General features: G+C 72.1%; 13 protein-coding genes. 4 read left to right on the top strand and 9 right to left on the bottom strand.

Going from position 1 to position 12,613, the window contains the following annotated elements:
- The first annotated feature begins 4 nt into the window (after positions 1-4).
- Positions 5-1,435 (top strand): MFS transporter, encoded by a 1,431-nt coding sequence (locus K7396_RS14870; protein ID WP_086721483.1) that lies wholly within the window; start codon positions 5-7, stop codon positions 1,433-1,435.
- Between the two features lie 148 nt (positions 1,436-1,583).
- Positions 1,584-2,153 carry an RNA 2',3'-cyclic phosphodiesterase gene (gene thpR / locus K7396_RS14865; protein ID WP_086721482.1) on the top strand — a complete coding sequence of 190 codons (570 nt, stop codon included), beginning with the start codon at positions 1,584-1,586 and terminating at the stop codon, positions 2,151-2,153.
- A 226-nt stretch (positions 2,154-2,379) separates the two neighbouring features.
- On the opposite strand, the gene K7396_RS14860 is transcribed toward thpR, so the two are convergent.
- Positions 2,380-3,378 (bottom strand): aldo/keto reductase, encoded by a 999-nt coding sequence (locus K7396_RS14860; protein ID WP_086721481.1) that lies wholly within the window; start codon positions 3,376-3,378, stop codon positions 2,380-2,382.
- A gap of 167 nt (positions 3,379-3,545) precedes the next feature.
- Between K7396_RS14860 and K7396_RS14855 the strand changes: the two genes are divergently transcribed.
- Positions 3,546-3,965 carry a TetR family transcriptional regulator gene (locus K7396_RS14855; RefSeq protein WP_086721480.1) on the top strand — a complete coding sequence of 140 codons (420 nt, stop codon included), beginning with the start codon at positions 3,546-3,548 and terminating at the stop codon, positions 3,963-3,965.
- Here K7396_RS14855 and K7396_RS14850 read toward each other — a convergent pair.
- The gene (locus K7396_RS14850) at positions 3,889-4,656 is read right to left on the bottom strand and encodes a GDSL-type esterase/lipase family protein (RefSeq protein WP_086721486.1); all 768 of its coding nucleotides are present in this window, start codon (positions 4,654-4,656) and stop codon (positions 3,889-3,891) included. The two genes, K7396_RS14855 and K7396_RS14850, sit on opposite strands and share 77 nt — an antisense overlap.
- Before the next feature lie 132 nt (positions 4,657-4,788).
- On the opposite strand from K7396_RS14850, the gene K7396_RS14845 reads away from it, so the two are divergent.
- Positions 4,789-5,784 (top strand): esterase-like activity of phytase family protein, encoded by a 996-nt coding sequence (locus K7396_RS14845; protein WP_086721479.1) that lies wholly within the window; start codon positions 4,789-4,791, stop codon positions 5,782-5,784.
- Between the two features lie 124 nt (positions 5,785-5,908).
- Here K7396_RS14845 and K7396_RS14840 read toward each other — a convergent pair whose 3' ends face one another.
- The 7 genes from K7396_RS14840 to K7396_RS14810 form a co-directional block, all read right to left on the bottom strand.
- Positions 5,909-6,355: a PPOX class F420-dependent oxidoreductase gene (locus tag K7396_RS14840; protein ID WP_152104724.1), complete on the bottom strand. Its 447-nt coding sequence runs from the start codon at positions 6,353-6,355 to the stop codon at positions 5,909-5,911.
- 143 nt (positions 6,356-6,498) lie between these two features.
- Positions 6,499-7,617: a phosphoserine transaminase gene (serC, locus tag K7396_RS14835; RefSeq protein ID WP_086719904.1), complete on the bottom strand. Its 1,119-nt coding sequence runs from the start codon at positions 7,615-7,617 to the stop codon at positions 6,499-6,501.
- A 108-nt stretch (positions 7,618-7,725) separates the two neighbouring features.
- Complete coding sequence (locus tag K7396_RS14830; protein WP_086719905.1) at positions 7,726-8,415, bottom strand: response regulator; 690 nt, start codon at positions 8,413-8,415, stop codon at positions 7,726-7,728.
- Positions 8,412-9,617, bottom strand: coding sequence for a sensor histidine kinase (locus K7396_RS14825; RefSeq protein ID WP_086719907.1), 1,206 nt, complete (start codon positions 9,615-9,617; stop codon positions 8,412-8,414). Before K7396_RS14825 ends, K7396_RS14830 begins: the two co-directional genes overlap by 4 nt.
- A 322-nt stretch (positions 9,618-9,939) precedes the next feature.
- Positions 9,940-11,142 carry a cytochrome P450 gene (locus K7396_RS14820; protein WP_223659970.1) on the bottom strand — a complete coding sequence of 401 codons (1,203 nt, stop codon included), beginning with the start codon at positions 11,140-11,142 and terminating at the stop codon, positions 9,940-9,942.
- Between the two features lie 94 nt (positions 11,143-11,236).
- The gene (locus K7396_RS14815) at positions 11,237-12,409 is read right to left on the bottom strand and encodes an NAD(P)/FAD-dependent oxidoreductase (RefSeq protein ID WP_152104723.1); all 1,173 of its coding nucleotides are present in this window, start codon (positions 12,407-12,409) and stop codon (positions 11,237-11,239) included.
- A gap of 4 nt (positions 12,410-12,413) precedes the next feature.
- Positions 12,414-12,608: a ferredoxin gene (locus tag K7396_RS14810; RefSeq protein ID WP_086717535.1), complete on the bottom strand. Its 195-nt coding sequence runs from the start codon at positions 12,606-12,608 to the stop codon at positions 12,414-12,416.
- Positions 12,609-12,613: the final 5 nt, after the last annotated feature.

Below are 12,613 nucleotides of genomic sequence, written 5' to 3'. Positions count from 1 at the left end.
CACTTTGAGTACGGGATCCGGAGCACACTCCGCCCCCGCACCGAACTCCCACGACGACACGGTCACCGACGACGCGACCGCGACCGCCCCGGGCACCGCCCCGGCGCTCGCCGCAGGCCCCGCCGCCACACCGCGCAAGGGCACGTTCAGCTCGCTCCGTATACGCAACTACCGCCTCTTCGCCACCGGCCAGATGGTGTCCAACACGGGCACCTGGATGCAGCGCATCGCCCAGGACTGGCTGGTGCTGAGCCTCACCGGCTCGTCCGCCGCGGTCGGCATCACCACCGCGCTGCAGTTCCTGCCGATGCTGCTCTTCGGGCTCTACGGCGGCGTCATCGCCGACCGCTTCGCCAAGCGCAAGCTGCTCCTGTTCACCCAGTCCGCCATGGGCCTGACCGGCCTCGCCCTCGCCGTGCTCACACTCAGCGGCCAGGTGCAGGTCTGGCACGTCTACCTGGTCGCCTTCGTCCTCGGCCTGGTCACCGTCCTCGACAACCCCTCCCGGCAGGCGTTCGTCTCCGAGATGGTCGGCCAGGACGAGCTGCGCAACGCCGTCAGCCTCAACTCCGCCAACTTCCAGTCCGCGCGGCTGATCGGGCCCGCCGTCGCCGGTGTCCTGATCACGGCCTTCGGCAGCGGCTGGGCCTTCCTGCTCAACGGCCTCTCCTTCATCGCCCCCGTCGCCGGCCTGCTGATGATGCGGACCGCGGAACTCCACCCGGTCGACCGGGTCCCGCGCAGCAAGGGCCAGCTGCGGGAGGGCCTGCGGTACGTGTCGGGACGCCCCGACCTGATCTGGCCGATCGTCCTGGTCGGGTTCATCGGGACCTTCGGCTTCAACTTCCCGATCTGGCTGACCGCGTTCGTCTACCACGTCTACCACCAGGGCGCCGGCACATACTCCCTGTTCAACGGGCTGATGGCGGCCGGTTCGCTGATCGGCGCGCTGCTCGCGGCCCGCCGGGCCGGCTCCCGGCTGCGGCTGCTGGTCGGCGCGGCGGTCGTCTTCGGCGCGCTGGAGATCACGGCCGCGCTCGCCCCGTCGTTCTGGGTCTTCGCGGCGCTCCTCGCCCCGATCGGCATGGTCGGCCTGACGATCAACGTCACCGCCAATTCGAGCATCCAGATGGCCACCGACCCGCTGATGCGCGGGCGGGTGATGAGCCTGTTCATGATGGTCTTCGTGGGCGGCACCCCGCTGGGCGCCCCGGTGGTCGGCTGGGTCACCGACGCCTTCGGCCCCCGGATCGGCTTCCTGACGGGCGGCCTGGTCTCCATGGTGGCCGCGGTCGTCATCGGCCTCATCCTCGCCCGGGTGGGCGGCCTGCGCCTCCGGATCGACCTGCGCCGCGGCCGCCGGCTGGTCGCCTTCGTGCCCCGGACGCCCGGCACGGCTTCGTCCGCGGAGAAGGACCTGGCCCCGGCGGCGTGACGGGGCGGGGCCCTGGCCCCTGGGACGCGCTCCGGCCCGGCCCGGCCCGGTTTCTCACCCCTCCGGGCCGGGCCGGCGCGCTTCCGGGCACGGTCCGCCGTACGGCGCGGTCCGCCCTACGATGCGGGCCCTGCGCCACACTGACCGCATGAGACTCTTCGCCGCCGTCCTGCCCCCGGCCCCCGCGATCGAGGAACTGGCCGCCGAGGTCGCGCGGTTGAAGCAGCTCCCGGCCGCCGGGCGGCTGCGCTGGACCGGCCCGGAGAGCTGGCACTTCACCCTCGCCTTCTACGGCGAGGTGCCCGAGGAGACCGTCCCCGGCCTGCGCGAGCGGCTGGGCCGCGCGGCCGGCCGCCGTGACCCCTACGAGCTGCGGATCGCCGGCGGCGGCCGCTTCTCGGACCGGGTGGTGTGGGCCGGGGCCGAGGGCGACCGGGCCGCCATGCGCACCCTCGCGGGCGCGGCGGGGGCGGCGGCGCGCCGGGCCGGCGTGGCCATGGACGAGGAGCACCGCCCGTACACCCCCCACCTCACCCTCGCCCGCAACCGCGTCCCCGGCCTGGACCTGCGCCCGTACGCGGCCGCCCTCAAGGACTTCGCCGGCGCCCCCTGGACGGTCGGCTCCCTCGCCCTGGTGTGCAGCCATCCGCCCGTCCCCGGGACGGCGGGCGCGCAGCCCCGCTACGAGACGGTGGGGTCCTGGCCCCTGGGGCGCTGACCGGCCGGGCCGGGCGGCCGCCCGGGGCACGGGCCGCTGAAACGCGCGGAGCCGCCCCGGTTACGCTCAAGGGGTGGACCCCAAAACCCGTAACCGGATCATGTCCGGCCTGCTCGCCGTCCTGCTCATCGTCGTGGTCGTGGCGTCGGCGCTGCACTGAGTGATGCCGTGGCCGCCGCCGAGCGCCCGGCGGCCGGTCCGACCGGCCGCCGGGCGCTCGCGCCGTTCACCAGGCGAAGGACTCCGGGCTCGGGCCGGGGCCGGGGAAGATCTCGTCGAGCGAGGCGAGGAGCTCGTCCGGGAGGGTCAGCTCGACGGCGCGCAGCGCGGAGGCGAGCTGGTCCGTCGTGCGGGGGCCGACGATCGGGCCGGTGACGCCGGGCCGGGTCAGCAGCCAGGCCAGCGCGACCTCGCCGGGCTCCAGGCCGTGCTTGCCGACCAGATCCTCGTAGGACTCGATCCGGGCCCGGATCGCGGAGTTGGCGAGGGCGTCGGCCGAGCGTCCGACGCCGGAGCGGCCCGCGCCGCCCTCGCGCTCCTTGCGCAGCGCCCCGCCCAGCAGCCCGCCGTGCAGCGGGGACCAGGGGATGACGCCCAGGCCGTAGCCCTGGGCGGCCGGGATGACCTCCATCTCGGCGCGCCGCTCGGCGAGGTTGTAGAGGCACTGCTCGCTGACCAGGCCCAGTGAACCGCGGCGGGCGGCCGCCTCGTTGGCGCGGGCGATGTGCCAGCCGGCGTGGTTGGACGACCCGGCGTAGAGGATCTTGCCCTGCTGGACGAGGACGTCGATGGCCTGCCAGATCTCGTCCCAGGGCGTGTCCCGGTCGACGTGGTGGAACTGGTAGATGTCGATGTGGTCGGTGCCCAGCCGCTTGAGGCTGGCGTCCACCGAGCGCCTGATGTTGAGCGCGGAGAGCTTGTCGTGGTTGGGCCAGACCCGCTCGCCCTCCACCCCCATGTTGGCGTACACCTTGGTGCCCAGCACGGTCTTGTCCCGCCGGCCGCCGCCCTTGGCGAACCAGCTGCCGACGATCTCCTCGGTACGGCCCTTGTCGGCCCCGAAACCGTAGACATTGGCGGTGTCGAAGAAGTTGACGCCCGCGCCCTGCGCCGCGTCCATGATGGTGTGGCTGTCGGCCTCGTCGGTCTGGGGCCCGAAGTTCATCGTCCCGAGGACGAGTCGGCTGACCTTGAGTCCGGTGCGTCCGAGCTGCGTGTACTTCATGGTGGTCCAGCCAACGCCTTGGAGGGCGCTCGAAGCAAGGACCCGTGGCGGGTGGCGGACGCCGGCGTCGGTTCCCTCATCAGGGTGGGCGGTTGTCCCCGCCCGAGGTCCGAGGGCCCGGGGGCCGTACGCCGCCCAGAGTTCCCGCACCGTCAGGAGTCCGCCCGATGGCCAGGCCCTGTGACCCCCGCCGCCGTACCGAGATCCTCGACGCGGTCATCGCGCACCTGGCCGAGACGGGGATCGCGCACCTCTCGCTGCGTCCGCCGGCCCGGGCGCTCGGGCACAGCACCCGGGTGCTCACCCATCACTTCGCGGACAAGGACGCCCTGATCACGGCCGTGCTGGCGGCGGCCGGGCGGCTCGGCGGGCGGGTCCCCGAGTTCCTCGCGGACCGGGCCGACTTCGTGGCCGGCGCCCTCCGGGCCCGCGGTCTCGCCCCCGACGCGGCGCGGGTGCACGCCACGTTCCTCAACAGCGCCTACGCGGGCCTGCAGGCCGACGTGCTGGTCACCGGAGACCGTGCGCGTACGGAGGCGGCGCCGGCGGAGCTGTGTGCGCTCGCGGACTCGTGGACCCGCGCCTGACGCCGTCCCGGTGCGGCCCGGCGGCCCCGTACGGGCCCCCGACGCCCCATGCCTGATGCATCGCGTCGGCGAACGCCCCGGCGAGCAGTCGCTCGCCCCGCTCCGACGGATGCGTCCCGTCGTAGGTGGCACGGTCGGTCTCCCAGCCGTCCGGCTCGGAGGCCAGCAGCAGCGGTGAGCCGGGGGTGGAGAGGTCGGCGACGGCCTTGGCCAGCAGTTCGTTGAAGCGGGCGCACTCCGCGCCGAACGCGGGGTCCGCCGCCGCCCGCACATTGGGTATCACCGGCATCAGCACCGCCCGGATGTGCGGCGCCGCCTCCCGGGCCCGCGCCATGAACTCCCGTACGTTCTCCGCGGTCTGCTCGGCGTTGGTGTAGAAGCCGAGGTCGATCAGCCCGAGCGAGACCAGCAGGGTGTCGGCGTCGTACCGGCGCACCGTGTCGCCGATCAGCGGCGCCATGTGCAGCCAGCCCTCGCCCCAGCCGGCGAGGTGGCACCGGGCCTCCTCGGGGAAGCGGGGGTCGGCGTAGGCGGTGGAGGAGGGGGCGCCGGTGGCGGGTTCGTGGAGCGTGTGGCGCGGCCCGACGATGCGGAACGGGCCGTCGGACGTCGCGTCCAGGTGCTGCCACATCCGGTAGCGCCAGGTGAAATCGCCGGTGCTCCCAATGGTCATCGAGTCACCGACGAACATGATCCTCATCCGGACATGATGGCCGAGAATCCTTACCGGCCGGTACGTGACGCTGGCCACGCCCGCCCGCCGGCCACGGAGCGCCGCGCCACAGCGGCCGCGCGCCGCGGCCCGGGATGGCAGTCTGTGCCCATGCGTTCGCTTCTGTGCGCGGCCGGTGCCGCGGGAATCCTGTGGACGGCGGCCGTGGTCCCCGCCGCCGCCGACGAGCCCGACGGCTTCACCATCGGCGACTCCCGGATCACCGAGTCCAGCGGCCTGGCCGCCAGCCGTGCGCACCCCGGCGTCTACTGGACCCACAACGACAGCGACGACGGCCCCTACGTCTACGCCGTCGACGGCCGCTCCGGCCGGACGGTCGCCCGGATCACGCTGCGCGGCATCGGCACGCCCCGCGACGTCGAGGCGATCTCCCTCGGCCCGGACGGCAACCTCTACGTCGGCGACATCGGCGACAACCTCGGCGGCAGCTGGAACCACGTCTGGATCTACCGTTTCCCCGAGCCGAAGAAGCTGCGCGACGCGACGGTGACGGCCACCCAGTTCGACGTGAAGTACGCGGACGGGCCGCGCGACGCCGAGGCGCTGATGGTGCACCCCAGGACCGGCCGGGTCTACATCGCCAGCAAGAAGCAGGACGGCGGCGGCGCCCTCTACGCGGGCCCGCAGCGGCTCACCACCTCCGGCACCAACGTCTTCCGCAAGGTCGCGCCGGTCGACCTGTGGGTGACCGACGGGGCGTTCTCCCCCGACGGCAGCCGGCTGGTGCTGCGCAGCTACTTCGGCGCCCGGATCTACCGCTGGCAGGACGGCCGCCCCAAGGACCTCGGCAGCGTGGGCGTACCGGTCCAGCAACAGGGCGAGTCGGTCACCTTCACCCCCGACGGCCGCACCCTGATGTACGGCTCGGAGGGCGGCGACAGCGAGGTGAAGCCGGTCGGCCTGAGCGACGGCCAGCTGCCGGACTCGGCCAAGGACGACCCGGCGAACGGAGACGGCTCCAACGGCGGGGGGAAGGACGGGAGTTCGGGGTCGGACCTGGACCCCGGCTTCATCAAGGGCGCGATGGTCTTCGCCGTCGCCACGGCGCTGGTCGTCGGGCTGCGCAGGCTGGTGCGGCGGAGGTAGGCGGCGGTAGGCGGGGGGAGGTAGGCGGTACGCGGCGGGGGAGCGGCGGAAGCGGCGGCGCCGGATGCCGGGCCTCCGGATGCCGGGCCGGTCCCTCGATGCCGCGCCCCTGGGGCCCGTGCCCTCAGATCCCGAGGCCCGAGTCCTCCGCCGGCCGCTCCCCGCCCGCCCCGTCCCCGGTCAGCCGCAGCTCGTAATGGAGCGTCCGCTCCTTCCTCAGCCGGTGCAGCAGCGGGACGAACAGCCCGTGGATCAGGGGGTATTTCCGGGTCAGGGAACGCTCGGCCCTCCGGTACTCCCGGGTCTGCGGGTCCAGCAGCCGCACCCGGGCCGGGACGGTGGGCCCGGTGGGGCGGCCCCGCCAGGTGGAGGCGCAGATCTCCACCTCGGGGAAGTTCCGCATCCGTTTGGCCTTCCAGGCGCTGCCGTACGTCCGCAGGTAGGCGTGATCGCCGTCGACGGCGATGTTCATCGGCGTGCCGACACCGGTGCCGTCCCGCTTGTACGTGGTCAGCAGGATCGCCCCCTGCTGCTCGAAGGGGGCGAGGCCGGGGCTCGGGGGATTCGTCATGGCTCCCATACAGGCACATCCGGCACGTTTCGTCACCTCATGGTGCGTCCGTTCGGGCGGTGGGCCGAGTCGGGCCCCGCGACGCCGCAGGCCCCGGCGGTCGCCCGCCGGGGCCTGCGGTGGTGCGCGGTGGTGTCAGCCGGTCACAGCTTGCCGATCACATGGTCGATGCAGGCCGTCAGGGCCTCGACGTCCGCCGGGTCGATCGCCGGGAACATCGCGATCCGCAGCTGGTTGCGGCCGAGCTTGCGGTACGGCTCGGTGTCGACGATGCCGTTGGCGCGCAGGGCCTTGGCGACGGCCGCGGCGTCGATGTCGTCGTCGAAGTCGATCGTGCCGATGACCTGCGAGCGCTTGGCCGGGTCGGTGACGAACGGGGTGGCGTACTTGGCGTCCTCGGCCCAGCCGTAGAGGGTGCGCGAGGAGGTGGCGGTGCGGCGGACCGCCCAGTCCAGGCCGCCCTGGCCGTTGATCCACTCCAGCTGCTCGTTGAGCAGGAAGAGGGTGGACAGCGCGGGGGTGTTGTACGTCTGGTTCTTCAGGGAGTTGTCGATCGCCGTGGGCAGCGAGAAGAACTCCGGGATGTGACGGCCGGAGGCGTGGACGGCGCGGGCGCGCTCCAGGGCGGCGGGGGAGAAGGCCGCCAGCCACAGGCCGCCGTCGGAGGCGAACGACTTCTGCGGGGCGAAGTAGTAGACATCGGTCTCGGTGATGTCCACGGGCAGGCCGCCGGCGCCGGAGGTGGCGTCGACCAGCACCAGCGCGCCGTCGTCGGCGCCCGCGACCCGCTCGATGGGGGCGGCGACACCGGTCGAGGTCTCGTTGTGGGTGAAGCCGTAGACGTCCACGCCCGCCTCCGCGACCGGGTCCGGGTGGTCGCCCGGGTCGGCGGAGATGACGGTGGGTTCCTCCAGCCACGGCGCCAGCTTGGCGGCCTTGGCGAACTTCGAGGAGAACTCGCCGAAGCTGAGGTGCTGGGACTTGCGCTCGATCAGGCCGTGCGTCGCGATGTCCCAGAACGCGGTGGAGCCGCCGTTGCCGAGCACGACCTCGTAGCCCTCGGGGAGCTGGAAGAGGTCGCGTACGCCGTCGCGCACCTTGCCGACCAGGTTCTTGACCGGGGCCTGGCGGTGGGACGTGCCGAGAAGGGAGCTACCGGTGGCGGCGAGGGCGCCGAGCGCCTCCGTACGCACCTTGGAGGGGCCCGCGCCGAAGCGTCCGTCGGCGGGCTTGATGTCAGCGGGAATCTGGATATCAGCCACGGGGGAAGCCTAATCCGTCGCGCTGCGGGCTCCGGCGACACGTCCAGCGGATGAGATGCCGGCCGCCCATACGGTGGACGGGGCGGCGGTGACCCGGATACCGGCGCGTCAGCCCGGATGCGGTCGGTGGCGTACGGCCGGCTCGACCAGGCCGGCCTGGTAGGCGATGACCACGAGTTGCGCCCGGTCTCTGGCGCCGAGTTTTGTCATCGCGCGGTTGACGTGCGTTTTTGCGGTGAGTGGTGTGACGAAGAGCCGTTCGGCTATCTCGTCGTTGGACAGTCCGGCTGCGACGAGGGTGACCACTTCGTGCTCGCGTGGGGTGAGTGTGGCGAGTTCCGGGGGCGCCTGCGGGCGGGGCGCGGCGGTTTGGGCCAGGAAACGGGTTATCAGGGCTTTGGTGGCGGCCGGGGAGAGCAGAGAGTCGCCTTCCGCTATGACCCGGATCGCGTTGAGGAGTTCGTCGGGGTTGATGCCTTTGCCGAGGAAGCCGCTGGCGCCGGCGCGTAGGGCTTCGGCGACGTACTCGTCGTTCTCGAAGGTGGTCAGGATGAGGATCTTGACGCCTGCGAGGTCCTCGTCGTCGCCGATGAGCTTGGTCGCGGCGAGGCCGTCGAGGTCGGGCATGCGGATGTCCATCAAGATCAGGTCGACCTGTTGGCTGCGTGCGAGGTGGACGGCCTCGCGTCCTGTTGCGGCTTCGGCTACGACTTCCATGTCGGGGGCGGAGTCGATGAGCATGCGGAAGGTGCCGCGTAGGAGTGCCTGGTCGTCGGCGAGGAGGACTCGGATCGTCATGGGTCGAGGCCCTTTCGGTTGGCGCGCAGGGGCAGTGCGGTGTGGATGCGGAAGCCGCCGGTGGGGATGGGGCCGGCGGTGAGGGTGCCGCCCGCGGCATGGGCCCGCTCGCGCATCCCGATCATGCCGTGGCCCGTACCGGGGCCTGGACGGGGGCCGTCGTTGCCGCCGGCTCCTGATCCGGCGGGGCCGTCGTCTTCGACGGTGATCCGCAGGGCGTCGGCGCGGTGGTCCAGGTGGACCCGCGCCGATACCGCGCCGGCGTGCTTGCGGGTGTTGGTGAGTGCTTCCTGGATGATCCGGTAGGCGGTCAGGTCGGTGATCGGCGGCAGTTCGACCGGCTGGCCGGTCTGCTCGTGGGTGATGTTCAGGCCGGAGTGGCGGAAGGTGTTCAGGAGGTCGTCGAGGTCGGCGAGGCCGGGTGCGGGTTCGCGGGGCGTCTGCGGGTCCTCGCCATAGCGGAGCAGTCCGACCGTGGCGCGCAGTTCGTCCAGGGCGGTGCGGCTGGTGTCCCGGATGCGTTCGAGTGCCTGGTAGGCGTGGTCGAGGTCGGTGCGCATCAGATGGTGGGCGACGCCTGCCTGGGCGTTGACCAGGGTGATGTGGTGGGCGACGACGTCGTGCAACTCCCGGGCGATGCGCAGGCGTTCCTCGGTGACCCGGAGTCGGGCCTCCTCCTCTCGGGTGCGTTCGGCACGTTCAGCTCGTTCCATGGCGGCGGCGAGCAGTTGGTGGCGGCTGCGGACGGCGTCGCCGCTGGCCACCGCCAGGCCCATTCCGGCGACGAGGGCCAGGTGCTGCCAGAGGTTCTCCAGCCCCGGGTCGCTGATGAGCGACGCGGTGGTGAGTACCACGGTCGCGCACGCGCCGACGCGCCAAGCGGAACGCCGGCCGGTACGCACGGCCGCGGCGTAGACCGCGACCCCGGTGGGGATGGACGAGGCCCCGGGGAAGGAGAACACGATGATCTGGGCGATGTTGACGGCCAAGGTGGCTGCGACGACCGGGATCGGCCAGCGGCTGCGGGCGACCAGCGGCGCGCAGGCCAGCGCCAGAGCGCCGACGCACCAGGCGATCGGGCTCCCGCGGTGATAGGCGGCGCCCACGGCCACCGGGGCGGACAAGGCGAAGCAGCTCGCCGCGACTGCCAGGTCTGCCGTCCACGGCCAGGCCCGCAGCCACTGCTTGAGCCGCTCGATCATCTGCACCCCTCTTACTGTAGGTATCGCATTTCCAGCGCGGTGGTGCCGCTGAGCAGCCCGGTGCCGAGCCCACCGGCACCCACTCCGGCGACAGCGGTGAGGAGGGGCAGGGCGGCGGCCCACGGGGAGCGGAAGTCGTTGCAGTGGGTTCCGACCGCTGCGGTCCCCCCCGCCCGGCCCCAGGAGCGGGACCAGCCAGAGCACGGCACCAGCGCAGATACCGCCCCGTCCGATTCCCACGAGCCCCTTGAGCAGCCCAGCAGCCCCGCGACGCCACCGCGCCGCCTGGGGAACGGGCAGCGGCGGCGGCGCGTATGGCTGCCTACCAGGTCACGGGTAGCGAATGGACTCCGTAGACGAGCATGTCGTCGCGGAACGGCAGTTCCTCCACCGGCACCGCCAGCCGCAGCCGGGGGAAGCGGGAGAACAGGCTGACCAGCATGATCTCCAGCTCGGCGCGGGCGAGGTTCTGTCCCAGGCATGCGTGCGGGCCGTAGCCGAACGCGACGTGCTGCGCGGGGGTGCGGTCGAGGTCGAGCTCTTCGGCGTGCGGGCACAAGGCCGGGTCGATGTTCGCGGCAGCCAGATTCGGCGCGACCCAGTCCCCGGCGCGGATCAGCTGTCCGCCGATCTCCACGTCCTCCACTGCTCGGCGGGTGAGACCGCCGCCGCTTGAGTTCCCGGTGAGGCGGCGCATCAGTTCCTCGACAGCCTGGCCCGCCCTGTCGGGGCGAGCGGTGAACGTGGCGAGCTGGCCGGGGTGCTGGAGCAGCGTGATGATGGCCATCGCGGAGAAGTTCGCGGTCGTCTCGTGCCCGGCGATCAACAGCCCGGCGCACAGTGAGGTCAGCTCCGCGCGGCTGAGGTCGGGTTGTTCGTGCAGCAGGCGGCTGATCAGGTCGTCGCGGGGGTCGCTCAGCCGGGCGTCGAACACCGACTCAAGGATTGCCGCGAGCCGTGCGAAGGACTGCTGTACTTCGTCCGCTGTGGGGTTCAGCCCCAGCATTTTGCTCGCCGCGTCCTGGAATGCCTGCCGGTGCTCATACGGCACGCCGAGCAGTTCCGCGATCACCAGCGACGGCACGGGCAGAGTGAAGGTGTTCACCAGGTCCACCGGAGCGGGACGCGCCGCGACGGCGTCGAGGTGTTCGTCGACGATCTGCTGGATGCGCGGTCGCAGCGCGGCGATCCGTTTGACCATGAACTGGCCGGTCAGCTTGCGGCGGTAGTGCTGATGCTGTGCGCCGTCCGCGCGGTTGAACGCGGCGGGATTGTCCACCGGGGGCCTGGAGACCGCACGCATCTGCGGGTCCGTCTCGTCCTTGCGGCTGCTGAACCGTTGTGGATCGCCCATCACGGCGCGGAAGTACTCGTGGCCGGAGATCAACCAGGCGTCTATGCCGTTGGGGAAGCGGACCTTGCGTACCGGTTCCTCACGGAGCAGGCGGGTCGTCTCCCGCACGGGCTCCAGGGGGTGGTGACGTTCGCGGGGCAGCGGAACGGGTTCGTGGGCGGGGCAGGTCACGAAAACTCCTCAGGGAAGGGGGGTGGGGGTATTCCGGTGCCGGGCGGCACCGGCGTTCGGTGGGTCGGGGCGGTGCCTCTTGCCAGGGCCGGAGTCAGGCGCCGGGGTGCTGGGCAATGTGCCCGCGGTACCGCAGCAGGGCGCGTGGGCTGTTCCAGCCGAGCGCGCCGACGACCCGGCCGCCCGTGCGGTACAGCGCGACGAACGTGCGGGACCGCACGTCGCCGTCGACCACCTCGACATGCGCGTCCGGCGGGCACCAGCCATGGATTTGGATCTTGGTGTCGTACTGGTCGGTCCAGCCGAACGGCATCGGGGCGTAAGGCAACGCACCGTCGGGGTCGGAGAGGAGGTTCTTGGCGGCGGTGACGGCCTGCAAGGTGGCGTTGGTCCGCTGTTCCAGCCGGATCCGCCCACCGACCAGGGGATGCGGCCAGTTGGCGACATCCCCGGCCGCGTACACGCCTGGCGCCGCCTTGCAGGTGGGGTCGCACAGCACGCCGTCCCCCAGCGGGATCCCGGAGTCGGTCAGCCAGTCGGTGGCCGGTACCGAGCCGATGGCCACCACGACCACGTCGGCAGCGAGGCGGCTGCCGTCATCGAGCACCACCGCGGCGACCCGGCCGTTCTGCCCGGTCATGCCGGTGACATGGCGGCGCATGCGCACATCAACCCCGTGATCGCGATGCGTCCGCGCCACCAACTCGCCCACATCGGAACCGATTTGCCTGGCCAGCGGAGTGGTCTCGACGTCGACGAGGGTGACATCCAGGCCAAGGCCGCGTGCGGTGGCCGCGATCTCACTGCCGAGGAACCCCGCGCCGATCACCACCACGCGGGGCCCGCCCAGCAGTTCGGCGCGCAGCGTGAGGGTGTCGTCGAGGGTGCGCAGTACGTGCACCCCGGCCAGGTCGTGGCCGAACGGCAGATGCCGCGGCCTCAGACCGGTTGCGACGATCAACCCGTCGTAGCCGATCCGTTCCCTGCCGTCCAGGGTGATGGCGCGTGCCGCCGGGTCCACCTCGGTTGCCCGATGCCCCAACACCATTTGCAACCGCAGGCGTTGGACGTCGCTTTCCTGGCGCAAGGTGGCCTTGTGGGGTTCCCACTCGCCGGCCAGGACCTGTTTGGACAACGGTGGCCGGTCGTACGGGGGCCGCAGTTCGTCACCGACCATGGTGAGCGTGCCGGTGAAGCCCTCACGGCGCAGGGTGTCGGCCGCGGTCAGGCCCGCGGCCGAGGCGCCCACCACAACGATGTGGTCCATAGGGCTACTTCTCCACCTCGATGGCCAGCGCGGGGCAGCGCGCGGCAGCGTCCTCGACGTCGGCCAGGAGCTCTTGCGGCGGGGCGGAGTCGAGCAGGACGACGACGCCGTCCTCATCGCGCTGGTCGAAGACCTCAGCGGCGGCCAGCACACACTGGCCGGCACCCACGCACTTGTCCTCGTCAATGGTGATCTTCATGGGGA

The organism is Streptomyces angustmyceticus, assembly GCF_019933235.1.
GTDB classification, from domain to species: Bacteria; Actinomycetota; Actinomycetes; order Streptomycetales; family Streptomycetaceae; genus Streptomyces; species Streptomyces angustmyceticus.
Note: the sequence above shows the minus strand (reverse complement) of the source record. Positions and strands in the feature narration are given on the sequence as shown.

Excerpts from the sequence above, each read along its gene's own strand:
- thpR (WP_086721482.1), top strand. The coding sequence starts at position 1,584 with ATGAGACTCTTCGCCGCCGTCCTGCCCCCGGCCCCCGCGATCGAGGAA.
- K7396_RS14860 (WP_086721481.1), bottom strand. The coding sequence starts at position 3,378 with ATGAAGTACACGCAGCTCGGACGCACCGGACTCAAGGTCAGCCGACTC.
- K7396_RS14855 (WP_086721480.1), top strand. The coding sequence starts at position 3,546 with ATGGCCAGGCCCTGTGACCCCCGCCGCCGTACCGAGATCCTCGACGCG.
- K7396_RS14850 (WP_086721486.1), bottom strand. The coding sequence starts at position 4,656 with ATGTTCGTCGGTGACTCGATGACCATTGGGAGCACCGGCGATTTCACC.
- K7396_RS14845 (WP_086721479.1), top strand. The coding sequence starts at position 4,789 with ATGCGTTCGCTTCTGTGCGCGGCCGGTGCCGCGGGAATCCTGTGGACG.
- K7396_RS14840 (WP_152104724.1), bottom strand. The coding sequence starts at position 6,355 with ATGACGAATCCCCCGAGCCCCGGCCTCGCCCCCTTCGAGCAGCAGGGG.
- K7396_RS14830 (WP_086719905.1), bottom strand. The coding sequence starts at position 8,415 with ATGACGATCCGAGTCCTCCTCGCCGACGACCAGGCACTCCTACGCGGC.
- K7396_RS14825 (WP_086719907.1), bottom strand. The coding sequence starts at position 9,617 with ATGATCGAGCGGCTCAAGCAGTGGCTGCGGGCCTGGCCGTGGACGGCA.
- K7396_RS14815 (WP_152104723.1), bottom strand. The coding sequence starts at position 12,409 with ATGGACCACATCGTTGTGGTGGGCGCCTCGGCCGCGGGCCTGACCGCG.
- K7396_RS14810 (WP_086717535.1), bottom strand. The coding sequence starts at position 12,608 with ATGAAGATCACCATTGACGAGGACAAGTGCGTGGGTGCCGGCCAGTGT.